We start from the raw sequence: 432 nt of genomic DNA, 5'->3' as shown, positions 1-432 counted from the left end.
CCGCCGCGCAGATCGCTTCGCGGGTCGCGACGTCCATGCCCGGCGACGGGGCTTCCTCAATCACCTTCTGATGGCGACGCTGAAGCGAGCAATCGCGCTCGAACAGATGGACGACATTGCCGTGCGTGTCGCCGAACACCTGCACTTCGATATGGCGGGGCGAGAGGATGTATTTCTCGATCAGGACATCGGTATTGCCGAAGGACGACGCCGCCTCGCGCTGACACGACGCAAGCGCATCGGCGAAATCGGCGGGATTATCGACGCGGCGCATGCCCTTGCCACCGCCGCCCGCCACCGCCTTGATCAGCACCGGATAGCCGACCTGTGCGGCCTCCGCCGCCAGCCGTTCGGGGGCCTGATCCTCGCCGAGATAGCCCGGCGTCACCGGCACGCCCGCCGCGATCATGCGTTCCTTGGCGGCATCCTTCA

The 432-nt window shown here is 66.4% G+C and carries 1 pseudogene; it reads right to left on the bottom strand.

The annotated features are described in order from the left end of the window. Positions 1-432, bottom strand: a pseudogene (locus AACY52_RS31700) (3-methylcrotonyl-CoA carboxylase); the annotation flags it as partial.

Source organism: Pseudomonas sp. EA_65y_Pfl1_P113 (assembly GCF_963970525.1).
GTDB lineage: Bacteria > Pseudomonadota > Gammaproteobacteria > Pseudomonadales > Pseudomonadaceae > Aquipseudomonas > Aquipseudomonas tritici.
The sequence above is the reverse complement of the archived record's forward strand: the minus strand, read 5'-3'. Positions and strand labels throughout refer to the sequence as shown.